This is a genomic window from Acidovorax carolinensis, from assembly GCF_002157145.1.
Taxonomy (GTDB): Bacteria; Pseudomonadota; Gammaproteobacteria; order Burkholderiales; family Burkholderiaceae_C; genus Acidovorax; species Acidovorax carolinensis.
Window position 1 is genome coordinate 3436487 of sequence record NZ_CP021361.1, and the last position, 23680, is coordinate 3460166.

The 23680-nt window shown below is 59.6% G+C and carries 16 protein-coding genes; 2 read left to right on the forward strand and 14 right to left on the reverse strand.

What is annotated here, in order from left to right; translation table 11 throughout:
- Window positions 1–163: 163 nt before the first annotated feature.
- From CBP34_RS16165 to aroB, 8 genes are all read right to left on the reverse strand, one after another.
- A complete protein-coding gene (locus tag CBP34_RS16165) occupies window positions 164–958 on the reverse strand; it encodes an amino acid ABC transporter substrate-binding protein (protein WP_094098625.1) in 795 nt (264 codons plus the stop codon).
- Window positions 959–1236: 278 nt separating this feature from the next.
- The gene (locus tag CBP34_RS16170) at window positions 1237–2715 is read right to left on the reverse strand and encodes a glutamate synthase subunit beta (protein WP_086928074.1); all 1479 of its coding nucleotides are present in this window, start codon (window positions 2713–2715) and stop codon (window positions 1237–1239) included.
- A 48-nt stretch (window positions 2716–2763) separates the two neighbouring features.
- Window positions 2764–7497, reverse strand: a complete 4734-nt coding sequence (locus CBP34_RS16175; protein ID WP_094098626.1) for a glutamate synthase-related protein — start codon at window positions 7495–7497, stop codon at window positions 2764–2766.
- Between the two features lie 176 nt (window positions 7498–7673).
- Window positions 7674–8378: a transposase gene (locus tag CBP34_RS16180; protein WP_094098627.1), complete on the reverse strand. Its 705-nt coding sequence runs from the start codon at window positions 8376–8378 to the stop codon at window positions 7674–7676.
- A gap of 53 nt (window positions 8379–8431) precedes the next feature.
- Window positions 8432–9367 (reverse strand): class I SAM-dependent methyltransferase, encoded by a 936-nt coding sequence (locus CBP34_RS16185; RefSeq protein ID WP_094098628.1) that lies wholly within the window; start codon window positions 9365–9367, stop codon window positions 8432–8434.
- The gene (locus tag CBP34_RS16190) at window positions 9364–9993 is read right to left on the reverse strand and encodes a DUF1415 domain-containing protein (RefSeq protein ID WP_094098629.1); all 630 of its coding nucleotides are present in this window, start codon (window positions 9991–9993) and stop codon (window positions 9364–9366) included. The genes CBP34_RS16185 and CBP34_RS16190 overlap by 4 nt, the downstream gene beginning before the upstream one ends.
- Before the next feature lie 81 nt (window positions 9994–10074).
- The gene (locus CBP34_RS16195) at window positions 10075–11244 is read right to left on the reverse strand and encodes a deoxyguanosinetriphosphate triphosphohydrolase (protein WP_094099223.1); all 1170 of its coding nucleotides are present in this window, start codon (window positions 11242–11244) and stop codon (window positions 10075–10077) included.
- An 87-nt stretch (window positions 11245–11331) separates the two neighbouring features.
- Window positions 11332–12426, reverse strand: a complete 1095-nt coding sequence (gene aroB, locus CBP34_RS16200) for a 3-dehydroquinate synthase (protein WP_236748440.1) — start codon at window positions 12424–12426, stop codon at window positions 11332–11334.
- 469 nt (window positions 12427–12895) lie between these two features.
- Between aroB and CBP34_RS16205 the strand changes: the two genes are divergently transcribed.
- A complete protein-coding gene (locus CBP34_RS16205) occupies window positions 12896–14161 on the forward strand; it encodes an IS256 family transposase (RefSeq protein WP_094097898.1) in 1266 nt (421 codons plus the stop codon).
- Window positions 14162–14252: 91 nt separating this feature from the next.
- Here CBP34_RS16205 and CBP34_RS19520 read toward each other — a convergent pair whose 3' ends face one another.
- Genes CBP34_RS19520 through CBP34_RS16235 form a run of 6 tightly spaced genes read right to left on the reverse strand, consistent with a single transcriptional unit; the run spans window position 14253 to window position 20908 of the window.
- Window positions 14253–15815 (reverse strand): Ig-like domain-containing protein, encoded by a 1563-nt coding sequence (locus CBP34_RS19520; protein WP_157896498.1) that lies wholly within the window; start codon window positions 15813–15815, stop codon window positions 14253–14255.
- 50 nt (window positions 15816–15865) lie between these two features.
- Window positions 15866–17983 carry a type IV pilus secretin PilQ gene (gene pilQ, locus CBP34_RS16215; RefSeq protein ID WP_418134727.1) on the reverse strand — a complete coding sequence of 706 codons (2118 nt, stop codon included), beginning with the start codon at window positions 17981–17983 and terminating at the stop codon, window positions 15866–15868.
- A 17-nt stretch (window positions 17984–18000) separates the two neighbouring features.
- Window positions 18001–18543, reverse strand: a complete 543-nt coding sequence (locus tag CBP34_RS16220) for a pilus assembly protein PilP (RefSeq protein ID WP_094098633.1) — start codon at window positions 18541–18543, stop codon at window positions 18001–18003.
- Window positions 18540–19208 (reverse strand): type IV pilus inner membrane component PilO, encoded by a 669-nt coding sequence (locus CBP34_RS16225; RefSeq protein ID WP_094098634.1) that lies wholly within the window; start codon window positions 19206–19208, stop codon window positions 18540–18542. The genes CBP34_RS16220 and CBP34_RS16225 overlap by 4 nt, the downstream gene beginning before the upstream one ends.
- 3 nt (window positions 19209–19211) lie before the next feature.
- The gene (locus tag CBP34_RS16230; protein WP_086914189.1) at window positions 19212–19832 is read right to left on the reverse strand and encodes a PilN domain-containing protein; all 621 of its coding nucleotides are present in this window, start codon (window positions 19830–19832) and stop codon (window positions 19212–19214) included.
- Window positions 19829–20908: a pilus assembly protein PilM gene (locus CBP34_RS16235; protein ID WP_094098635.1), complete on the reverse strand. Its 1080-nt coding sequence runs from the start codon at window positions 20906–20908 to the stop codon at window positions 19829–19831. Before CBP34_RS16235 ends, CBP34_RS16230 begins: the two co-directional genes overlap by 4 nt.
- A gap of 269 nt (window positions 20909–21177) precedes the next feature.
- Between CBP34_RS16235 and CBP34_RS16240 the strand changes: the two genes are divergently transcribed.
- Window positions 21178–23577, forward strand: a complete 2400-nt coding sequence (locus CBP34_RS16240; RefSeq protein ID WP_094098636.1) for a penicillin-binding protein 1A — start codon at window positions 21178–21180, stop codon at window positions 23575–23577.
- The last annotated feature ends 103 nt before the right edge of the window (window positions 23578–23680 follow it).

Below are 23680 nucleotides of genomic sequence, written 5' to 3' on the forward strand. Positions count from 1 at the left end.
TTCTGTGTCTTGCAACGCAAGCCACCGCTGCAACTGGCGCTCCCCAAGCCAGGGCAGCCGAGCAAGGGCCGCCCCGCAGCGAGGGCTGCGTCCCCCTTCCCGCAACGCGCAGCGTTGCGAGAGAAGGGGGAAGGCGCGCAGCGACACAGGGGGTTGTTCGCAGTTATTTAATGATGTTCTTGCCAAACCACTGCTCGGCAATCTTTGCTGCGGCGCCGTCGGCCTTCATGTCGGCCAGGGCCTTGTCGATCTTGCCATGCAGGTCGGTGTCGTCCTTGCGCAGACCCACGCCATATTCCTCGGTGCCGAAATTGTCGTCGAGCACGGCGTAGTCGCCCGGCTTCTTGGCCACGTAGTAGCGCCCCACCACCTCATCCACCACCACGGCCTCCAGGCGACCGGTGGTCAGGTCCATCAGCGCCGTCACGTTGTCGCCAAAGGTCTTGAGTTCCTTGAACGACTTGAAGACGGCGTCTTCCTTCTTCACGGCATCCACGGCGCTGCTGCCTTCCTGGGCGCCGACCACTTTGCCGGCCAGATCGGCCTTGGTCTTGATGGCAGAGTTGGCGGCCACCACGATGATCTGGTGGTTTTCCATGTAGGGCGCGGTGAACGCAATGTTCTGCTTGCGCTCTTCGGTGATGGTCAGGCCGTTCCACAGCGCATCCACACGCTTGCCCGACAGCTCGGCCTCCTTGGCGCTCCAGTCAATGGGCTTGAATTCCACTTCCACACCGAGGCGCTTGGCAGCTTCCTTGGCCATGTCGATGTCAAAGCCGACCAGCTCATTTTTCTCGTTGCGGAAACCCATGGGCGGGAAGTTGTCGTCCAGGCCGACGACGATCTTGGTCACTGCCGCCGGCGCGGGTGTGGCGGCGGGCGCAGCGGGCTCTTGCTTGGAGCATCCAGCCAGCACGGCGCCCAGGGTCAGCAAAGCAACAGCGGCAATTTTCTTCATGGTGTAGCGATTCTCGAAAAGAAAGAAAAGAACGGACAAAGGGGAAACAGGGCGCGGCCCATGCCCGCACGGTGGCGCGACACGGAGCACCATCCCCGGGGAAAACCCTCGATTGTCCCACCGATATACGTGGCGGTGGGCCGTGGGCCTTCGCCGAACGCTGAATTACAGTGAAATCAACCTGCAGCGCCCCCCCATAAAGCGCGAATAGCTATCAACTCAACAGCATATGAAAACGGCGCCCGAAGGCGCCGTTCATCCATCAGAGCCAAAGCCGGTCAGCGTGGCAGATCGGAGTAGCCCATCAGGAACTCGTCCACGGCACGCGCCGCCTGGCGGCCTTCGCGGATCGCCCAGACCACGAGGCTTTGTCCCCGGCGAATGTCGCCGGCAGCAAACACCTTGGGCACGTTGGTGGCGTAGCCGCCATCAAAGTCGGTAGTGGCGCGGGCATTGCCGCGCGCATCCTTGTCCACACCAAAGGCATCGAGCACGGGAGCCACGGGGCTCACAAAGCCCATGGCCAGCAGCACCAGATCGGCCTGGTAATGCTTTTCGGTGCCGGGCACTTCCACCAGCTTGCCGTCCTTGAACTCGACCTGCACGGTGGTCAGGCTCTTGACCTTGCCCTTTTCGCCCGTGAACTCCTTGGTGGAGATGGCGAACTCCCGCACGCAGCCCTCTTCATGGCTGGAGCTGGTGCGCAGCTTGAGCGGCCAGTAGGGCCAGGTCAGGGGGCGGTTCTCCACCTCGGGGGGCTGGGGCATCACCTCGAACTGGGTCACGCTGGCCGCGCCATGGCGGTTGCTGGTGCCCACGCAGTCGCTGCCGGTGTCGCCGCCACCGATCACGATGACATGCTTGCCCGTGGCGAGGATCTGGCCTTTGAGCTTGTCGCCCGCGTTGACCTTGTTCTGCTGGGGCAAAAACTCCATGGCGAAGTGGATGCCGTCGAGCTCGCGGCCCGGCACGGGCAAGTCGCGCGATTGCTCGGCGCCGCCGGTCAGCAGCACGGCGTCGAACTCCTTGTTCAACTGCTCAGGCGTGACGGTTTCCTTGGCCCAGTTGGTGACCTTGGAGTCCTTGCCCAGACCGTCTTTGGCGGCGCCCACAAACACGCCGGTGCGAAAGACCACGCCTTCGGCTTCCATCTGCTTGACGCGGCGGTCGATGTGCGACTTCTCCATCTTGAAGTCGGGGATGCCGTAGCGCAGCAGACCGCCCACGCGGTCGTTCTTTTCGAACAGCGTGACGCTGTGGCCAGCCCGCGCCAGCTGCTGGGCCGCTGCCATGCCAGCGGGGCCCGAGCCCACCACGGCCACCTTCTTGCCGGTCTGGTGCTTGGCCACGCGCGGCTGCACCCAGCCCTCAGACCAGGCGCGGTCAATGATCGCGTGCTCGATGGACTTGATGCCCACGGGGTCGTCGTTCACATTGAGCACGCAGGCCGCCTCGCAGGGTGCGGGGCAGATGCGGCCGGTGAACTCGGGGAAGTTGTTGGTGCTGTGCAGCACCTCGATCGCGCTCTTCCAGTCCGCGTGGTACACCAGATCATTGAAGTCCGGAATGATGTTGTTCACCGGGCAGCCGTTGTTGCAGAACGGCGTGCCGCAGTCCATGCAGCGCGCGCCCTGCACCTTGGCCTGGCTCTCATCGAGGCCGATGACGAATTCCTTGTAGTGCTTCAGGCGCTCGGGTACGGGCTTGTAGCCCTCTTCGATGCGCTCGTATTCCATGAAGCCGGTAGTTTTTCCCATGACGATGTCCTTGTTTATGAATGCTGTGCGAAGGTCTGCGGTAAAGCCTTACTTGGCGGGAACCGCTTCGTTTTTGGTAGCAGATACCGCTGGTGTAGCGGACTCCTCCAGCACTTTTCGCTCATAAATTTCAGACAATGCACGCTTGTACTCGGTCGGGAAGACCTTGACGAACTTGCTGCGCGATGCGGCCCAGTTGTCCAGCAGCTCGCGTGCACGCTTGCTGCCCGTCCAGCGGTTGTGGTCTTCCAGCAGCTTCTTGAGCTGGGCTTCGTCCGTCTGGCCGTTGTGCCAGATCGAGCGTGGCACCGTGGCCTCCTGCTCGGTGGCGGGCAGGATGCGCTCCAGCGTCACCATGGCCATGTTGCAGCGCGTGTCGAACTGGCCGTCTTCGTCGTACACGTAGGCCACGCCACCGCTCATGCCGGCGGCGAAGTTGCGGCCGGTCTTGCCCAGCACCAGCACGGTGCCGCCGGTCATGTATTCACAACCGTGGTCGCCCGTGCCTTCGACCACCGCCGTGGCACCCGACAGGCGCACGGCAAAACGCTCGCCGGCCACGCCGCTGAAAAAGGCCTCGCCCGTGGTGGCGCCGTACATCACGGTGTTGCCCACGATGGTGTTGCGCACCGCGTCACCCCGGAAGTCGATGCTGGGGCGCACGATGACACGACCACCCGACAGGCCCTTGCCCGTGTAATCGTTGGCGTCGCCAATCAGGTACAGCGTAATGCCGCGCGTGAGGAACGCGCCGAACGACTGGCCGCCCGTGCCTTCGAGCTGGATGCGGATGGTGTCGTCGGGCAGACCTTCAGGGTGCACACGGGTCACCGCGCCTGACAGCATGGCGCCGACCGAGCGGTTCACGTTGCGCGCCACCTCGATGAACTGCACACGCTCGCCCTTTTCAATGGCGGGCTTGCTGCGCTCGATGAGCTTGCGGTCCAGTGTGTGCTCGATGTTGTGGTCTTGCACATCCACATGGAAGCGCGGCACATCGGCGGGCACGTTGGGCTGGGCAAACAGGCGGCTGAAATCCAGGCCACGTGCCTTCCAGTGCGAGAGGCCAGCGCGCATGTCGAGCAGATCGGTGCGGCCGATCAGGTCGTCAAATTTGCGAATACCCAGCTGGGCCATGATCTGGCGCACTTCTTCCGCGATGAAGAAGAAGTAGTTCACCACATGCTCTGGCTTGCCCGAGAACTTCTTGCGCAGCTCGGGGTCTTGCGTGGCCACGCCCACGGGGCAGGTGTTCAGATGGCACTTGCGCATCATGATGCAGCCTTCCACCACCAGCGGTGCCGTGGCAAAGCCGAACTCGTCAGCACCCAGCAGTGCGCCAATGGCGACGTCACGGCCGGTCTTCATCTGGCCGTCGGCCTGCACACGGATGCGGCCACGCAGGCGGTTGAGCACCAGGGTCTGCTGGGTTTCTGCCAGGCCGATTTCCCAGGGGCCACCCGCGTGCTTGATGGAAGACCAGGGCGATGCGCCCGTGCCGCCGTCATGCCCGGCGATCACCACATGGTCGCTCTTGCACTTGGCCACCCCCGCAGCGATGGTGCCAACACCCACTTCGGACACCAGCTTGACGCTGATGCCGGCGTGCGGTGCCACGTTCTTCAGATCGTGGATCAGCTGGGCCAGGTCTTCAATCGAATAGATGTCGTGGTGCGGCGGCGGCGAGATCAAGCCCACACCCGGCACGCTGTGGCGCAGCTTGCCGATGTAGTTGGACACCTTGCCGCCAGGCAGCTGACCGCCCTCGCCGGGCTTGGCCCCCTGGGCCATCTTGATCTGGATCTGATCGGCCGACGACAGGTATTCGGCCGTCACACCGAAGCGGCCCGAGGCCACCTGCTTGATGCGGCTGCGCAGCGAATCGCCGTCCTGCAAGGGCAGGTCCACCTCGACGTTCTCGGCGCCGATCACGCTCTTGAGCGTGTCACCCTTCTTGATCGGGATGCCCTTGAGTTCGTTGCGGTAGCGTGCCGCGTCCTCGCCACCTTCACCGGTGTTGCTCTTGCCGCCAATGCGGTTCATGGCCACGGCGAGCGTGGCATGCGCCTCGGTGCTGATGGAGCCCAGCGACATGGCGCCGGTGGCAAAGCGCTTGACGATTTCCTTGGCGGGCTCGACTTCGTCGATCGAAATGGCCTTGGCGGGGTCGATCTTGAACTCGAACAGACCGCGCAGCGTCATGTGGCGCTTGCTCTGATCGTTGATGATCTGGGCGTATTCCTTGTACGTGTTCCAGTTGTTGGCGCGCGTGCTGTGCTGCAGCTTGGCAATCGCGTCGGGCGTCCACATGTGGTCTTCGCCCCGGGCGCGCCAGGCGTATTCACCACCGGCGTCCAGCATGGTTTCGAGCACGGGGTCGTCACCAAAGGCGGCCTTGTGCATGCGGATGGCTTCTTCGGCGATCTCGAACACGCCAATGCCTTCCACGCGGCTGGCGGTGCCGGTGAAATATTTGCCCACGGTTTCCGTGTTCAGGCCGATGGCCTCGAACAGCTGGGCGCCGCAATAGCTCATGTAGGTGCTCACGCCCATCTTGGACATGATCTTGGACAGGCCCTTGCCGATGGCCTTGACGTAGTTGTAGATGGCCTTGTCGCTTGAGAGGTCGCCGCCCAGGTCCTTGTGCATCTCGGCCAGGGTTTCCATGGCCAGGTAGGGGTGCACGGCCTCGGCGCCGTAGCCCGCCAGCACGGCAAAGTGGTGCACTTCGCGGGCGGTACCCGTTTCGACCACCAGGCCGGCCGTGGTGCGCAGGCCAGCGCCCACCAGATGCTGGTGGATGGCCGACAGCGCCAGCAGCGCGGGTATGGCCACTTGCGTGGCGCTTACGGCGCGGTCGCTGATGATGAGGATGTTGGCGCCGCCCTTGATGGCATCCACCGCCTGCGCGCACAGCGAGGCCAGCTTGGCTTCCACACCCTCACGGCCCCAGCTCAGCGGGTAGGTGATGTCGATCGTTGCGCTTTTGAACTTGCCGTGGGTGTGGCGCTCGATGTCGCGCAGCTTGGCGATGTCGGCAAAGTCGAGCACGGGCTGGCTCACTTCGAGCCGCATCGGCGGGTTGACCTGGTTGATGTCCAGCAGGTTGGGCTTGGGGCCGATGAAGCTGTTCAGCGACATCACGATGGCTTCGCGGATCGGGTCGATCGGCGGGTTCGTCACCTGCGCAAACAGCTGCTTGAAGTAGTTGTACAGCGGCTTGTTCTTGCCCGACAGCACGGCCAGCGGGCTGTCGTTGCCCATGGAGCCGATGCCTTCTTCGCCGTTTTTGGCCATGGGCGCCATCAGGAACTTGATGTCTTCCTGGGTGTAGCCAAAGGCCTGCTGGCGGTCCAGCAGCGGCAGCGTGGCAGCAGCGGGGGCTGCAGCGGCTTCACCCGTCTCGATGCTGTCGAGCTTGATGCGCAGGTTTTCGATCCACTGCTTGTAGGGCTTGGTGTTGACGATGTTGGCCTTGAGCTCGTCGTCATCGATCATCCGGCCCTGCTCCAGGTCGATCAGGAACATCTTGCCGGGCTGCAGGCGCCACTTGCGCACGATCTTGTTCTCGGGCACGGGCAGCACGCCCGACTCGGAGCCCATGATGACCAGGTCGTCGTCGGTGATGCAGTAGCGCGAGGGACGCAGGCCGTTGCGGTCGAGTGTGGCGCCAATCTGGCGGCCGTCGGTGAACACGATGGAGGCGGGGCCATCCCAGGGCTCCAGCATGGCGGCGTGGTATTCATAGAAGGCGCGGCGGCGCTCGTCCATGGTGGTGTGCTGCTCCCAGGGCTCTGGGATCATCATCATCACGGCCTGGCTGATGGGGTAGCCGGCCATGGTCAGCAGTTCCAGGCAGTTGTCGAACGTCGCGGTGTCGGACTGGTCGGCAAAGCTGATGGGGTAGAGCTTTTGCAGGTCGGCCGCGAGCACGGGAGAAGCCATCACGCCTTCGCGGGCCTTCATCCAGTTGTAGTTGCCCTTGACGGTGTTGATTTCACCGTTGTGCGCCACATAGCGGTACGGGTGGGCCAGCGGCCACTCGGGGAAGGTGTTGGTGGAGAAACGCTGGTGCACCAAGCCGATGGCCGAGACGCAGCGCTCGTCGGACAGGTCCTTGTAGTACACGCCCACCTGGTCGGCCAGCAGCAGGCCCTTGTAGACAACGGTGCGGCTTGACATGCTGGGCACGTAATACTCTTTGCTGTGCTTGAGCTTGAGGGCCTGGATGTTGGCGCTGGCCGTCTTGCGGATCACGTACAGCTTGCGCTCCAGCGCGTCCTGCACGATCACGTCGTTGCCGCGGCCGATGAACACCTGGCGCAGGATGGGTTCCTTCTTGCGCACCGTGGGCGACATGGGCATGTCCACATTCACCGGCACATCGCGCCAGCCCAGCAGCACCTGGCCTTCGGCCTTGATGGCGCGCTCCATCTCCTGCTCACAGGCCAGGCGCGAGGCATGCTCCTTGGGCAGGAAGATCATGCCCACGCCGTACTCGCCCGCCGCTGGCAAGGTCACCCCTTGCTTGGCCATCTCTTCGCGGTACAGCGCGTCGGGGATCTGGATCAGGATGCCGGCGCCGTCGCCCATCAGCGGGTCGGCACCCACCGCGCCGCGGTGGTCGATGTTTTCCAGGATCTTCAGGGCCTGCGTCACGATGTCGTGGCGCTTGATGCCCTTGATGTGGGCCACAAACCCGAGGCCGCAGGCGTCGTGTTCGTTACCCGATGAATACAAACCGTGTTGTTGCAGATGCTGGATCTCGGCAGCCGTGGTCATGGCGCACTCCTCATGTTTTTCGCAGGGACTGCAAGATTAGTGCAATGCAACATATCTACGCAAGCACAATAATTGGGGTCAGATTCTAATTAATCGCATGATGATTCAAAGAAAATTAAATAAGGGACATATCTTATTTAATAGCACTTAGTGTAGGAAAATAAAGCGCTTGACGGCTATTTTGTGGGTGATTTTTTGTGGAGCGCAGGGCGGCCCGGTCTGGCTTTCGCAACCCGGCGTGTCGATTTTTTTTGTAGCTCCGCCACAAAATCCGCATCGCCCAGCGCCCAGCCACGCAATGCCGCGTCGGTCAGAGCCGCCTGCTCACCACTGCCGACGCCTGTCTGCACCAGTGCGGCGTAGGCTGCCTCGCGCGCAAAAGGGGTGTTGCCCAGCGCCCAATACAACGCATGCGGCGTGACCAGTTTGTCGACGCGCTGGCCCAGGTAATGGGCGTGACTGGACCAGGGCCAGGCAGCCGGCAGCGCAACCATGCCAGCGCGCACCGGGTTCAGGTCGATGTAAACCATGCACGCCAGCAAATAGCGCTCGGTCTCGATCAGCGTGGAGCGGTAACGCCCCTCCCACAACGTGCCACTGCGGCCATGGCGCTGGTTGAAATAGCGCACATAACTGCGCCCCACCGCCTGCATCATCAGCGGCAGCGCCTCGGCCGTGGCAGGCGTGGCCAGCAGGTGAAAGTGGTTGTCCATCAGAACATAGGCATGGATGGCAACGGCAAATTTCAGTGCGTTCTCGGCCATCAGCGCCAGCATGGTCTCGAAATCCTGCCGGTCCACAAAGATCACCTGGCGGTTGTTGCCGCGCTGGATGATGTGGTGCGGGTAACCGGCAAGCGTGAGGCGGGGCAGGCGGGCCATGGCAAGCTCCAGGAAGAAGAATGGCCTCCATTTTAAATGGGGTCAGACTCCAATTAGACGCGCCTCGGCTTAGCCCACCGGCAAGGCAATGTCGTCCGCCGGCACTGGCAGCCCGAACCGCGCCCCAGCGCCTGCTCCAGCCCGAACTCACGCAGGATGGCACGCAGCCTCTCCCGGGCGCTGCGCTTTTTCTGCCCGGTATAACGGGCAATGATCAACTCGTTCTTCATGCTGTGCTCCCAGCCCACCAGCTCGGTCACCGTAACCTGGTAGCCACTGGCCTCCAGGTGCAGGCAGCGCAGCACGTTCGTCACCTGGCTGCCCAGTTCGCGCGTGTGCAGCGGATGGCGCCACAGCTCGGCCAGCGGCGTACGCGCCAGTTGCAGCGCCTTCCCCTGACGCAGGCAGGCCGCAACTTCGGCCTGGCAGCAGGGCACGATGACCATGGCGCGCGCCTGCTTTTGCAGTCCGAAGGCAATGGCATCGTCGGTGGCGGTGTCGCAGGCGTGCAGCGCGGTCACCATGTCGATGCGCTCGGGCAGCCCGGCCGCCTCGGTCGATTCCGCCACCGACAGGTTCAGGAACGACATGCGACCAAACCCCAGCTGCTGCGCCAAGGCGCGCGATTTTTCGACCAGCTCGGCGCGCCACTCAATGCCATAAATATGGCCGCGCCCCAGCGCCTTGAAGTACAGGTCGTAGAGAATGAAGCCCAGGTACGACTTGCCCGCGCCATGGTCGGCCAGCGTAGGGCTGTGTCCGGCTGCCGACAGTTCTTGCAGCAAAGGCTCGATGAAATTGAACAGGTGGTACACCTGCTTGAGCTTGCGGCGCGAATCCTGGTTCAACCGCCCTTCGCGCGTGAGGATGTGCAGCTCTTTCAACAGCTCGATGGACTGGCCCGGGCGCAGTTCGGACAGTTCTGCGCTGATTACCGGCGCACTCTTGCCAGACGGCTTGGCGACCGCCTTGTGGTGCGCGGCCTTCATGCCCGGCCCTTCGTCGTTTCAGATTTTGGCGCCGCGGCGCCCCCCCCTGCCCCCACATCCAGCGCCTGCCAGCCCGGCATGCCCAGCTGCTCCAGCACCTCCATGTTGCGCTCGTAGATGGCTTCCGCTTCGGGGTAGGCCTGCACAGCCCGGTCGATGCTGTCTTCGCGCAGCAGGTGCAAGGTGGGATACGGGGCGCGGTTGGTGCAGTTGGTCACATCGTCCGCAGCGGTGCCGGCAAACTGGAACTGCGGATGAAAGCTGGCAATCTGCAGGGTGCCGTCCAGACCCAGCTCTTCCAGCACGGCATCCGCCACCGCCAGGAAATCGTTGAACTCGAGAAATTCGTGCAGGCAGTCCGGTGCCACCAGCAAGGTGGTGTCGCGCACCTGCGCAGCGGTTGCCGCCAGATCGACCAGCTCGCGCCGCAGATCCTGCACCAGCGCAGCGCCGTCGGTGGCTGCGCTCACCACATAGTGAATCTGCCCCCTGGCGTGCACGCCCTTGGCAAAAGGGCACAGGTTCAACCCGATCACGGCCCGCTCGAGCCAGCGCACCATGTCCTTCGTAACCAGGCCCGCCCGTTCAGAAGGTGCAGGGGGCGAGACAGGGGCAGCAAGGTTCATGGCAGATCGATTCACAAGACAACAATGGGGCCGTGAATTTTACCGGCCGGCCGCCACCGCGACGGTTCCGGTCACTGCGCCTCAGCCCAGCAGACACAGGCCGGTGAGGCGCTCGTGCTCGCGTACCGCAAATCGGTCGGTCATCCCGGCAATGAAATCCGCCACCGCACGGGCGCGGGCAGACGCCTCGCCCTCCAGCGCCCGGCGGGTAAATCGCGCCTTCATTTCGCGCGGCTCGGCCTCATACGCGGCAAACAATTCGGTCACCACGCGCTGGGCGCGCCCGGTGGTCTCCACCACTTGCGGATGGCGGTAAAGATTCTTGAAAAGAAACCGCTTCAACTCCGATGACTGGGCCCGCATGGGCGCGCTGAAGTTCACCAGCGCTTCTGCCGCGCGCACTTCCTCCACACTGCGCGGTGCGGCGCTGGCAAGCGCCGCGCTGGTGGCATCGATCACGTCATAAACCTGCGCGCTGAGCATGCGCCGGATGGTTTCATACAGCAGGCGCCGCTCCATCGCCGCGCCTGCGAGATGCGGATGCTCTGCCTGCGCCACGCGGCGGTACTGCTCGAACAGCGGAACATCAGCCAACTGCGCCAGCGTGACCAGGCCCGAGCGCACGCCATCGTCGATGTCGTGCGCGTTGTAGGCAATTTCGTCGGCCAGATTGCACAGTTGCGCCTCCAGACTGGGTTGCTCCTTGCGCAGGAATCGCGCTCCCACGCCGCCCGGCTCTTGGGCCTCGAGTCGCTGCGCATTCGCCTGCGAGCAATGCTTGAGCACACCTTCGCGCGTTTCGAAGGTGAGGTTGATGCCATCGTAGTCGGGGTAGCGCTCTTCCAAATGGTCCACCACCCGCAGGCTCTGCAGGTTGTGCTCGAACCCGCCATGCGCCTGCATGCACCCGTTCAGCGCGTCCTGCCCGGCGTGCCCGAACGGGGTGTGACCGAGGTCATGGGCCAGCGAGATGGCCTCTACCAGATCTTCGTTGATGCGCAGCGACCGGGCAATCGAACGACCCAGCTGTGCCACCTCCAGTGAATGCGTGAGCCGCGTGCGAAACAGATCACCCTCGTGATTCAGAAAGACCTGGGTTTTGTAAACCAGCCGACGGAACGCCGACGAGTGCACGATGCGATCACGGTCGCGCTGGTAATCCGTGCGTGTGGGCGCTGCAGGTTCGGGGTAGCGGCGCCCGCGCGACAGCGCCGGATCGCAGGCATAGCAAGCCAGGAAAGGATTTTGAATCAAATTGGCCTCTAGCGCCTAATCAACAGGCGCTTACAGCTACATATTTAATAGCAACTGATGCAAAACGCACCTGGTGATTGCCCATCACCCGGAGCAGCAGGCCGCAATCACCTCGCGCACCAGTGCGTCAGGTGCGGCGCGCACGCAGGCCCTGCCCGGCCCGTCAATCAACACAAAGCGGATTTCACCCGCCTCCGCCTTCTTGTCCACGCGCATCAGTTCCAGGTAGCGACCGGCATTGTCGGCTGCGTCCAGCACCGGCCCGCGCAGGGGCAGGCCGGCACGCTGCACCAGCGCTCTCAGGCGGGCGGCAAATGCATCGTCCACCAGACCCAGCCGGCGCGACAGCTCGGCTGCCATCACCATGCCCGCGCCCACGCCCTCGCCGTGCAGCCAGGCGCCATAGCCCATGCCGGCCTCGATGGCGTGACCGAAGGTGTGACCAAAATTCAAAATGGCGCGCAGACCGGCCTCGCGCTCGTCCTGCCCCACCACCCAGGCCTTGATTTCGCAGCTGCGCCGCACCGCATGCGCCAGCGCCGTGCGGTCGCGGGCCAGCAAGGCATCCATATGCTCTTCCAGCCAGCCCATGAAATCCATGTCGGCAATCGGCCCGTATTTGATGACCTCGGCCAGCCCGGCGCTGAGCTCGCGTGCCGGCAGGGTATCGAGCGTGGCCAGGTCGCACACCACCAGCTGTGGCTGGTAGAAAGCGCCGATCATGTTCTTGCCCAGCGGGTGGTTGATGGCCGTCTTGCCGCCCACCGAAGAATCGACTTGCGCCAGTAGCGTGGTGGGCACCTGCACAAACGGCACACCGCGCATGTAGCTGGCAGCGGCAAAGCCCGTCATGTCACCCACCACACCACCACCCAGTGCAAACAGCACCGACTTGCGATCGCAGCCATGCTGCAGCAAGGCATCAAAGATCAGGTTGAGGGTCTGCCAGTTCTTGTGCTCTTCGCCATCGGGCAGCACCACCAGGTGCACCTGTGCGTACTTGGGCGCTAGTGCGGTGCGCAGGGCATCGGCATAGAGCGGGGCTACCGTGGTGTTGGTGACGATGAGGGCGGTGGCCGCCTGGGGTAGCGCGGCATAGATGGCATGCGCACCCATCAGGCCTGCACCAATCACGATGGGGTAGCTGCGGTCGGCGAGATCAATGGCAACGGTTTGCACGGCATTAGCGGGCGATGAAATCGACGACGAAGTAAAGGACGCAGTTCCAGCACCGTCGGGCTGTAACGCTGAATTCGGTAAGGTGATGGCAGTGGACATGGTGTGCCTAGTTTAGAGGAGGCGCACCAAGAGCTTGCTTACTGGCGCCTCAACCAAAGCATATCTAATGCTTTTGCAGCTGTAGGCCAAAATCAACCCAACGGGCAGATCAATGGCGCCTGCCCTCCCCCCTAATTACTCTCATTACTCTCGTCAGTGTCGTCAGACAGTTCCAAGATCGGCGCTAGCCCACGGGTAGCCGTCGATCAACAGGTCAGTCTCAAGAAACGCCACCATCTGACCAACGCTCAACGTACCGCCAGATGGCGAAAACATCGCTGCCTGGTAGGCCGATGGTGGCAACAACGGTCGTATTTGAGCCTGTCAGAAACTTTGTGTGTGAGGCATAGCATGTCAACAAGGAGCATGAATGCCACGCAAGACGAAGACAACCGCTGCGGCGGACAAGGCGGCGCAGCCGCAATTCTCAGCCGAGCTGCTGGAGCAACTCATCCCCGGGCCGGTAACGCCGGCCGAGCTCGAAGGCATCTTCCAGCAGTTCAAGAAGTCGGTTCTTGAGCGCGCCCTGGGCGCCGAGATGAGCCATCATCTGGGCTACACGCCCGGCCAGGCCAAGCCCGAAGGGGCTGGCGCCAATCACCGCAACGGCAAGAGCGCCAAGACGGTGCTGACCGATGCGGGAGCGCTGCGCATCGACGTTCCCCGCGACCGCGAGGGCACTTTCGAGCCACAACTCATCGGCAAGCACGAACGGCGCTTCACCGGCTTCGATGACAAGATCATCGCCATGTACGCCCGGGGCATGACGGTGCGCGAGATCCAGGGCTTCCTGGCCGAGATGTACTCGGTGGACGTCTCGCCCGACCTCATCAGCAGTGTCACCGACGCCGTGATGAGCGAGGTCACGGCCTGGCAGACGCGCCCGCTGGAGGCGATGTACCCGGTGGTGTTCTTTGACGCGCTGCGGGTCAAGATCCGCGAGGATGGCGTGGTGCGCGCCAAGGCCGTGTACCTGGCGCTGGGTGTGCTGCCCGATGGCAGCCGCGACATCCTGGGCATCTGGATCGAGAACACCGAGGGTGCCAAGTTCTGGATGAAGGTGTTCAACGATCTGAGGACACGCGGCGTCCATGACATCCTGATCGCCGTCACCGACGGGCTCAAGGGTATGCCAGAGGCGCTGGGCGCGGTGTTCCCGGCCACGACGCTGCAGACCTGCATCGTGCACCTGATCCGCAATAGCCTGGACTTCGCAAGCTGGAAGGACCGCAAGAGCCTGGCGGCGGCCATCAAACCCATCTACACAGCAGTGAGCGCCGAAGCGGCCCAGACTGAGCTCGATGCGTTTGAAAAGGGGCCCTGGGGCCAGAAATTTCCCACGGTCGTGGGCGCCTGGCGCAGGGCCTGGGACAAGGTGATCCCATTCTTCGCCTTCCCGCCCGAGGTGCGACGCGTGATCTACACGACCAATGCGATTGAAAGCGTGAATGCGCGGCTGCGCAAGATCATCAAGACCAGAGGACACTTCCCCAGCGACGATGCGGCCACCAAGCTGATCTGGCTGGCCCTGCGCAACATCACCGAGGACTGGGGGCGAGCAGCCAACCATTGGAAATCAGCGATGAACCAGTTTGCAATCCTCTACGAAGAACGATTCATGAAACCGAGCACGTAAGATATCCAACCAGCTTCACGAAATCGGTGAAGGTTCAATGAGCCTCACACACGGAAATTCGGACACGCCCTCGTATTTTTAACCGGAAAAATTAACCGCTCGTACGGCAGTTGTTCACGCCATAAGGAGGCGTCAAGAACGAACCATTCTTGTCATCACCTTCAATAAAGTCCGTCCTGTAGAGCTTCTCAACAACTCCTTCAGACCCTGCCACGCTGGTGGTGACTTTAACTGCATAGAAAAGCCAAGTTGCTACGTTCATGGGGTACTCGACCTGAATGGTTGCACGACCGTTCGTACCGGTTGTTTTGGCCCCTACATAAGAGAGGATCACATCGGCCTTTCGAGGGGAGAGCACTCCATTACTATCGCTATCTTCCCCCGCATCCAGGAAACCGTTACGATTTGCGTCTTCATTCAAGCACAAGGTGCGTGTTCCCTCATACAAGCCCTTGCCATAGACTCGCAGATCTACGCTCGCAGAGATCTGCGCATTAGGTACTGCATTGCCTGCAGCATCAGCAACTGCAATATCAAATTTTTTGATATAGGTGAGGTTGTCCGCACCTCGGGCCAGTTCATTGTTATCACCCAAAGTAATCGAAAGCGGTTGGCTGGCGACTGTCATGGTTGCAGTCCTGGAATTAGGACAGGCACCATTAGCGATCTCTACATCGGTCAGACCATAGCAAACGCGAATCTGAACACCATCAGTTGGGCTGGATCGCGTACCGGCGATATAGTCAGCCAGCGCTTGACCATTGGCATCGCTATAAACTGTTGCAGTACCGGTAGAAATCGCCTCGCCACTTCCGAGCCCTGGAGCAACGATCTCGAATCGGGCACGCACATTCTGAATTGCTTGGTTAGACGCATTTTGGAAAACTGCCCGTAAACCAGCACGACTCGTGGTAGAGCCCGACACATTGGGAGCAATGGTGTTAGGCGTAATGGCCAAACTGGCGGCGCTGATCACTCCCGTTGCATTGGGAATCCCGGTTCCACCAGGCTGCAAAACCTGAACGTCTTTGCGCTCAGTTACGCCCGAAGCTGCTGCCTCAACTGTATAAACCCCAGGGGTACCCGGAACTGCTTGTAATTGAACGGAGGCGTTGCCACTGCTATCGGCATTCACAGCCTGCGTGAATCCAAGTGTGCCGCCCAACTTAATGGATGCTTGTGCGATACCATTCCCATTGACATCAGTCACTTTCACAGCCAACGTCGCCGTACCACCTGGAGCTGGAGTTGCAGGAACCAAAGACAAAACAACCTTGCTGCCAGTCACAGGAATAACCGCTGTCGCAGCCTGACCGCCCATTTTCATTACTGCGGTAATTTCTCGATTGGCCTTGCTGCCTCCAATCGAAATCTTCCCAGAAGCTTTGCCAGTAGCATCGGAAATAGCTACCATTGGCGTATAAACCCCAGAATTCACTGACACTGTTAAAGGAGAATCTGCCACTGGATTATTATTTGCATCCAGAGCAGTAACAACTAAAGTTGCCTCATCAGCACCCGAGTTAGTCAATGCATTCTTATCGAGTTGATACACAATGCTGGCAACGCTTGCCGCAACCGGATTACTTCCAGGCTTAGAACCCGGATTACCCCCACCGCCACCGCAGGCCACCAATACAGCAATCAATGGCACCGTCAAGATTCTGAAAAATTTCCTCATTTTTCCCCCAATAATTAATTTATTTATCGCACTGGTCCGCGGTCAGTAATAACTTTAGGCGTAATAAAAACCAACATTTCACGCTTGGAGGACTCTTTCGTCCTGCTCTTGAACAAGTTTCCAACGACTGGAACATCGCCTAGCAATGGAATCTTGTTCTCTTGATTGGCGTCTTCCATCTCGAAAATGCCACCAATCACGACAGTTCCGCCATTTTCAATCAGGATTTGTGTCTTGATGTGCTTGGTATCGATGGCTACACCCTGCGTAGTGGTCTCACCCCGGCTGTCCTTATTGATATCCAGGTCGAGAATAATGCTGCCTTCTGGCGTGATTTGGGGAGTTACCTCGAGTTTCAGCACTGCCTTCTTAAATGCCAAAGTGGTGGCACCGTTCGGCGCGGTCACCGAATAGGGGTATTCCGTACCCTGTTCGATCAAAGCCTTGGTCTGGTCGGCCGTGATAATGCGTGGGCTCGATACGATCTTGCCTTTGCCATCGGCCTCCATGGCCGAGAGTTCCAGCGTCAGGAACCTGTTAGCAGCAGAGTTAAAGATGGAAAGGGCAAAACTCCCCACACTGCTGACATTGGACAGGCTGGCAGGCAAGTTGACAAAATTACCATCGGTGTTGGTGGTGCCACCAGCGCCGCTGGATGCCACCGCATTGCTGTAACTGGTGCCAAACGCCACCCGGTTGTTTCCGCCAACGCTGTAGCCACCATCGCCACCACGATTGGCACGCAGGTCGGTTCCGCCCAAGCGCACACCCAGGGACCGACCAAACGTGTCCCGAGCTTCAACAATACGCGCTTCAATCAAAACCTGACGCACTGCGATATCTAGCGTCGAGAGCAATTGACGCACTTCTTCGAGTTTGGTGGGAGTGTCGGTCACAAACAACTGGTTTGTACGAGGCTCCGAAATGGCACTACCGCGTTCCGTCAAAAATCTTGTAGAAGAACCAGTCCCGCCACTTGAACTGGACGTTAGCTGCGTCACCATGTCTGCCGCTTTGGCATAATTAAGCTGAAAGGCTTGAGTTTTCAGTGGCTCCAGTTTCTGGATGGCCAACGCAGCTTCAAAATCTTTCTTGGTGCGCGCATCGATTTCGTCCTTCGGGGCAATCCACAACACGGTCCCTGATTTGCGCATGCCCAAGCCCTTGGCATCCATGATAATCTGAAGCGCCTGGTCCCATGGAACGTCCTTCAAACGCAGCGTCAAGGCACCGGTTACGGTGTCGGACGTCACAATATTAAAGTTGGTGAAATCCGCAATCACCTGCAACAAAGATCTGACTTCAATATTCTGAAAATTCAGTGAAAGCTTTTCTCCACTGTATCCAGGGCCTTGAGTCAATTTCGTCAAATCCACCTTCTTTTGACGAATTTCCACGACAAACTGGTTATTGCTTTGGTAAGCACTGTGCTCCCAGTCTCCAACCGGCTCGACCACCATGCGCACGCGATCACCCTGTTGGGATGTCGTCACCATTTGAACGGGTGTTCCGAAATCGGTCACATCCAGGCGCCGACGCAAGCCTTCTGGCAAGGAGGAACGGAGAAAATCGACGGTCAGCCCCTTGCCCTGGCGCTGGAGGTCCACACCGACCTGGCTGTTGGCAAGCCCCACGATGATGCGGCCAGAACCATCAGTGCCCCTGCGAAAGTCCACATCTTTCAAAGGAAGCGTGTCGCTGCTACCGCTTTCTGCAAATATCGTGGCAGAGGACTGCTGCGATGCTGCTACTGAAGTAGTAACAGGCACCAGAGAAATAAGAAGGGTCTTGCCTTGCAGTTCCGCCTGGTAAGAAGTGGCCTGCTTGAGATTCAGAACCAGGCGGGACCGATCGCCCGCTTGCACGACGTTGATGGACTTTAAATTTCCCTGATTCACATCGACAACGGACCGCCCCATTGCATTGGTGGTGCCAGGAAAATCCAGCGCAATGCGCGCGGGCGACTGAATTGCAAAGCCCGTAGGAACAGCGGACAGTGGCTGAGACAGTTCAACACGAACCACTTCTGCGCCACCTTGCATCGTGCCAGTAACCGCCTCGATCGCACTTTGTGCCATGGCAGCCGTTGCGGCCAGCGTGGTCACTACCGCAAATATGGCGCTTTTGTAGCGATTCATCATCCAGATATTTTTCGTTGTCATTTCTTTCCCTCTTGCAGGTCAAGCGATGCGGTACGCTCTATCCAATCCCCCGTGGCGTCTTGCACTATTTCGCGCAAACTAATTGCCGTTTCCGATATTTTGGTAATTTTTCCATAATTTTGACCAAGGTAATTTCCCACCCGAACCTGGTACAGCAAATTATCGACTTTGAGTAGAGCTGTAGGCGTTCCGGTCTTATTCAGACTACCGACCATTGCCATCGCATCCAATGGAAACGCCTCCAAAGGCTCTTTTCTACGCGCCATCTCGGGAGCAATCAGCATAGCATTGGAGGCGATCTGAACTGAATCTCGCCGCAATGCCTGCGTGAGCTTGAGTTGATTGAACGGTTCGATACCATTTTCTACCGTATAAGCCTGCGGCTGAAAATTTTTGGGCTCGGAAAGGGGTGTAATGCGCGGCTTGGTCGTGGCACGCTGATCGGCCATCCATTGGCGCAATTCATCCTCGCCCGTCGGACCGCAACCGCCCAGAACCCCTGCACATAAAATCAAAACAAAACGACCGGCCCACATCATTTCTTTCCTCCGGCATTTTTTTGCGCCTGAACCTCTTCAGGATCCAGGTAGCGGAAAGTTCTCGCCGTGGCATCCATGGACAACATGCCTGCATCCTTGCCTGCAGGAGCAATCGAGATGTTGTTCAAAGTCACAATACGAGACAAGTGCGCAACATCGGACGCGAATGACCCCATATCATGGTATTTGCCCGTCACCCTGACGGCGATGGGAAGCTCGGCGTAATAATCCCTGACAACGATTTGCCCCGGGCGAAACAAATCAAACTGCAGGCTACGACCCAAACCCGCCTGGTTGATGTCTGAAAGCAATGCAGCCATTTCCGCCTTGCTTGGCAATTGTTTTTCAAGCTGAATCACATACTGCTGTATCTGTTCGCGCTGCTTCTTGAGCGCCTCCAGACTTACGGCCTTTACAAGCTTCTTCGTGTAGTCTTCACGAAGAACAATTTCCTTGCCACGCTCCAGTTCAAGCTCTGCTTGGTAATCAGTCAGCTTGACAAACCAGAGCACGACTGCAACACCGATGGCGATGAATGCACAGAGCAAGAATTTCGGCAAAACCGGCCAAAGTGATGGGTCCTTGGTATCCAGATTTTTAAACTGCCGCTGCAAATTGCTCTGCAGCGCAGCGAAATCAATTTTTGGAGGTTGTGTTTTCGCCATACGTTACTTTCCAGCCGAGGCAGCAACAGCCGAACTAGCGGCATCCATGGCTTTTTGAGCTTCACTGGATCGCACGAGCTGGAATCTCAAATTGAAAGCACCAACGCGACGCTGGTCCCGTGGCGTCAATGCCACGTTGCTGGCGACAATTTCCACCAGTTCGGGCTTCGAAAACCAGGGGGTGTTGTTGGTAAGGTTGCGCAGCATCTCCGAAACGCGTTCATTGGACTGCGCCATGCCTTGCATGGAAATGGTCTGGCCATCTTGCTTCATGCTGGTGATGTAGACGCCATCGGGCAACTGCCTGACGAGCTCATTCAGCAGATGTACCGGCAAATTCCGGTCCGATTGCAGATCCTCCACAGCCTTCTGCCGTGCGCGCAAAGAAGCAATTTCTTCTTCGATGGACGCAATTTCCTTGATTTGCCCCTCAAGGACCTTGATTTCAGTTTGCAGAAAAGCATTCTTTTCTTGCTGGTCCGTAATCATTACCTGGAACCACCAATAGATAGCCCCTGCGATGGCAAGACCCAGCAGAAACGATGCAAACATCGTTGCCTGAAAAGCCTCGCGCCTGCGTTTACGCGCAGCCTCCCGGTGCGGGAGCAGATTGATCAAAATCACTGCAGAAACCTCCGCATAGCCAAACCACATGAAGTGAGATAGGAAGGGGCTTCACGCACCATCTTTTTCAATCGGACGGAACTTCCAATCTCCATTCCGTCAAACGGATTGACTGCACTGCAAGCAAAGCCGGTTTGCTGGGTTACGGCTTCCGTCAAGCCTGGAAGTGGCGCCGATCCGCCGGCAAGCATGATGTGGTCTACCCGGTTGTGCGGGGTACTAGTGAAGAAGAATTGCAGCGCTCGACCAATTTCCTGTGCCATGCTTTCCACAAATGGTCGAAGTACCGCGGCCTGGTAGTCTTCTGGCAGATCTCCATTGCGCTTCTTGCCTTCGGCCTCTTCGACGGAAAAACCATATTGCCGCACGATAAGTTGCGTCAGTTGCGCCCCGCCAAAAGCTTGGTCGCGGTCATACAAGACCTCTTCATTGCGGATGACCTGCATGCTCGTGGTGAGCGCACCGACTTCAAACAAGGCCACAAGAGCATCCACCCCCTTGTTGGGCAGCGCCTCGATCAAGCGGCCGGCAGCAAGCCTTGATGCATGCGATTCGATGTCAACAACCACCGGCTTGAGTCCCGCAGCCTCGGCAAGACCCTGCCTGTCTTGCACCTTTTCACGTCGTGAGGCTGCAATCAGCACATCCACGTCGCCGGGCGCATTCTTGCTGGGCCCAATCACGCAGAAGTCCAGACTGACCTCATCCAGGGAAAAAGGAATGTACTGGTTCGCCTCCGACTCGACCTGGACCTCGAGCTCCTGCTCCGTCATTCCACCGGGCAGCGTGATTCTCTTGGTGATCACCGCAGATGGAGGCAACGCCAAGGCGACATTTTTGGTGCGGGTGCCGCTCTTTTTGACAAGCCGGCGCAAAGCGTCGGCCACTTCATCGAATTTTTCGATGTTACCGTCTGTGATCCAACCACGCTCCAACGGCTCGATAGCGCAACGCTCAAGCACCAGCCCTCCCACCTTGTCATGCCCTAACTCCACCAGCTTGACGCTGGAGGAACTGATGTCGATACCCAGTAGCGGCGCGGACTGGCGGCTAAAAAAAGACCCCGTAGAGATCAAGATTGGTCTCCTGTAACTTGCCAAAATGACGCAACAAAACTTAACATTTCACATGAATGCTATCAGCAAGGTAGTTCACCAGCAAAGCGTTTTAGCCACTTGCGTTCTTTCGAACGTTGTCAAAAGCAGACGATTCTTGGGTGTGCATCTATGTCCTTGATGAACTCGCTATCCGCCGTTGTTTGCCGGTGAGATCACGATCCGACCCAAATTACAGAATCGGATGTTGCCGTTTTTTATAATGGCGGCTCCTTTCCACCCGGAGCGATATGACGCCGCCCACCCCCCCTAAAGCATCTCCAAAGCCAGCAGCAACTTCGACCGGCCGGCGCCCTGGCTGGCTACGCTGGATTTTTCGCGTCTTCCTTTGGATCGGGGGGCTCGGGTTGGCGGGCGGTCTGGCTTTGCTGTTGGTCATTGGTGTGGCGCTCGCCATGGCCTACCCCAATCTTCCAGACGTCTCTGATCTTGCGGACTACCGGCCCAAGCTGCCGTTGCGGGTCTACTCGTCCGAGGGTGCTCTGCTGGGTGAGTTCGGTGATGAACGGCGCAACCTGACCCCCATCAACGAGATCCCCACCGTGGTCAAAGATGCGGTGCTGGCCATTGAAGACACCCGGTTTTTCCAGCATGGCGGCGTCGATTACAAAGGAATGCTGCGCGCAGTCCTTGCCAATCTGGGGCGTGTCAAAAGCCAGGGCGCTTCGACTATCACCATGCAGGTGGCACGTAATGTTTATCTGTCATCGGAAAAAACATTTACGCGGAAAATTTACGAAATCTTACTAACATTCAAACTCGAACATTTGCTCACAAAAGACCAAATTCTCGAGATTTACATGAACCAGATTTACTTGGGTAACCGCGCCTATGGATTTGCAGCGGCAACCGAGGCCTATTTTGGCAAACCGCTGAAATCGGTTTCCATCGCCGAAGCAGCCATGTTGGCGGGGCTGCCCAAGGCGCCCTCTGCGTACAACCCGATCAGCAATCCCAAACGCGCCCGCGCACGCCAGCTCTACATCATTGAACGGATGCAAGAAAACGGCTTCATCACGGCCCAAGAGGCAGCGGCCGCAAAGGTGGAAGAAATCAAAATTCGCTCAGGGCAGGACAACACCCGCGTCCATGCCGAATATGTGGCCGAGATGGTTCGGCAACTGATCTTCAGCCAGTATGGCAATGAGGCATACACCCGCGGCTTGAACGTGTACACGACGCTGAACGCAGCCAACCAGGATGCCGCCTACGCGGCCCTGCGACGCGGCATCATGGACTACGAACGACGCCAGCAGTATCGCGGCCCTGAACAATTCGTGGACCTGCCCAAGGCTCCGGAAGAGGTAGAAGACGCCATCGACGAAGCGCTGGCCAGCCATCCTGACAACGGGGATGTCATGGCAGCGGTGGTGCTGGAGGCGACCGCGCGCAAGATCGTGGCGGCGCGCGCCAACGGCGACACTCTTGAAATCACCGGCGACGGACTCAAACCCGCGCAGTCCGGCCTGAGCGACAAGGCCGCTCCCAACATCAAGATTCGCCGGGGTGCCGTGATTCGCGTGGTCAAGACGCCCAAGAACACCTGGGAAATCACACAGTTGCCGGAGGTAGAGGGCGCCCTGGTGGCCCTTGACCCCCGCACGGGTGCCATCAAGGCGCTGGTGGGCGGCTTTGATTTTGACAAGAACAAGTTCAACCATGCGGCGCAGGCTTGGCGCCAGCCAGGGTCGAGCTTCAAGCCCTTTATTTACTCTGCCGCACTGGAGAAGGGCTTCACTCCGGCCACGGTCGTCAATGACGCTCCCCTCTTCTTTGATGGGGGCGTAACCGGCGGCCAACCCTGGGAACCCAAGAACTACGACGGAAAGTACGACGGTCCCATGACCATGCGGACCGGTCTGGCCAAATCCAAAAACATGGTTTCCATCCGCATCCTGCAGGCAGTCGGCCCCAAGACGGCGCAGGAATGGGTGAGCCGCTTCGGCTTCGACGCTGAAAAGCACCCCGCTTACCTGACCATGGCATTGGGAGCGGGTTCGGTCACACCATTGCAGATGGCGTCGGGGTTCTCGGTATTTGCCAATGGCGGCTATCGCGTCAACCCGTGGCTGATTGCACGGGTGACCGACCACAAAGGCCGCGTGATTTCCGAAAACCCACCTCCTGCAGTCAGCGACCTGCCCCGCGCCATTGATGCACGAAATGCCTTCATCATGGACAACCTGCTGCAGGAAGTCACACGCACAGGGACTGCCGCACGGGCTCAGGCCACCCTCAAGCGGCCGGACCTGCACGGCAAGACAGGCACAACCAACGACTCCGTGGACGCATGGTTTGCCGGTTACCAGCCCACCCTGGCCGCAGTGACCTGGATTGGCTACGACAAGCCCCGCAATCTGGGCAGCCGGGAAACCGGGGGCGGGCTGAGCCTGCCGGTGTGGATCAATTTCATGGAGCGTGCACTCAAGGGAGTGCCCGTCATGGAAACCACTGTGCCGCCTGGCGTGGTGAATGTGGGTGGTGAGTGGTTCTATGAGGAATATGCGCGAAATGCGGGGGTTGCCAACTTGGGCCTGGAAAACCGGGGCACGGCTTCATCACCCGTGGCGCCGCAAGCGCCGCCACCGACCGAAGAGCGCAATCGCATCCTCGATCTCTTCCGCAACTGAATCTCCGCCTCCAGAAGTCGGGGGGGCGCCCTCAACGGGGTCAACCCCATATAACCATCGTTTCCTGCCCCTCCCCCGGCAAGGCCGGGGTGCCTCCCCGACA

Excerpts from the sequence above, each read along its gene's own strand:
- CBP34_RS16175 (WP_094098626.1), bottom strand. The coding sequence starts at position 7,497 with ATGACCACGGCTGCCGAGATCCAGCATCTGCAACAACACGGTTTGTAT.
- CBP34_RS16225 (WP_094098634.1), bottom strand. The coding sequence starts at position 19,208 with ATGGCGAAAACACAACCTCCAAAAATTGATTTCGCTGCGCTGCAGAGC.
- CBP34_RS16180 (WP_094098627.1), bottom strand. The coding sequence starts at position 8,378 with ATGGCCCGCCTGCCCCGCCTCACGCTTGCCGGTTACCCGCACCACATC.
- CBP34_RS16240 (WP_094098636.1), top strand. The coding sequence starts at position 21,178 with ATGACGCCGCCCACCCCCCCTAAAGCATCTCCAAAGCCAGCAGCAACT.
- CBP34_RS16190 (WP_094098629.1), bottom strand. The coding sequence starts at position 9,993 with ATGAACCTTGCTGCCCCTGTCTCGCCCCCTGCACCTTCTGAACGGGCG.
- CBP34_RS16205 (WP_094097898.1), top strand. The coding sequence starts at position 12,896 with ATGCCACGCAAGACGAAGACAACCGCTGCGGCGGACAAGGCGGCGCAG.
- CBP34_RS16170 (WP_086928074.1), bottom strand. The coding sequence starts at position 2,715 with ATGGGAAAAACTACCGGCTTCATGGAATACGAGCGCATCGAAGAGGGC.
- CBP34_RS16185 (WP_094098628.1), bottom strand. The coding sequence starts at position 9,367 with ATGAAGGCCGCGCACCACAAGGCGGTCGCCAAGCCGTCTGGCAAGAGT.
- pilQ (WP_418134727.1), bottom strand. The coding sequence starts at position 17,983 with ATGATGAATCGCTACAAAAGCGCCATATTTGCGGTAGTGACCACGCTG.
- CBP34_RS16220 (WP_094098633.1), bottom strand. The coding sequence starts at position 18,543 with ATGATGTGGGCCGGTCGTTTTGTTTTGATTTTATGTGCAGGGGTTCTG.
- CBP34_RS16165 (WP_094098625.1), bottom strand. The coding sequence starts at position 958 with ATGAAGAAAATTGCCGCTGTTGCTTTGCTGACCCTGGGCGCCGTGCTG.